Annotated in this window: 1 pseudogene; it reads left to right on the top strand. The window is 65.3% G+C overall.

Going from position 1 to position 314, the window contains the following annotated elements:
• A pseudogene (locus EOB49_RS38455) lies at nucleotides 1–86 on the top strand (cupin); the annotation flags it as partial.
• Between the last annotated feature and the right edge of the window lie 228 nt (nucleotides 87–314).

Here is a 314-nt window from a genome sequence, read left to right as displayed (position 1 = left end):
CCGGTCTGGTGCACGGCGTCAAGGCGCTGGAAGCAGGGCGGCTGGTCGACAGCTTCACGCCGCACCGGGCCGATTTCCTCGGCTAGCCAAGGGTAAGAGATCGAGCGGGAATGACCCGCACCCCGAAAGAGGCGCGGGTCTGTTGCCTGGGCGCTTGTGGCGCCGCGGTACTCAAGACATCACCGCAGGATGAGGACCCTGCCGCACCGTGGTGAAGATAGTCTTAATGCGCCGGCGCTGCATGGCACGACGAACCGGAGGCTGCGTCGGTCAGGTGATATGCCGGAGCAGGCTGAAGAGCCGCTCGAACGTCT

Source organism: Mesorhizobium sp. M7A.F.Ca.MR.148.00.0.0 (assembly GCF_003997735.1).
In the GTDB taxonomy this organism is placed as follows: Bacteria; Pseudomonadota; Alphaproteobacteria; order Rhizobiales; family Rhizobiaceae; genus Mesorhizobium.
This window is presented reverse-complemented; position numbering and strand designations above follow the sequence as displayed.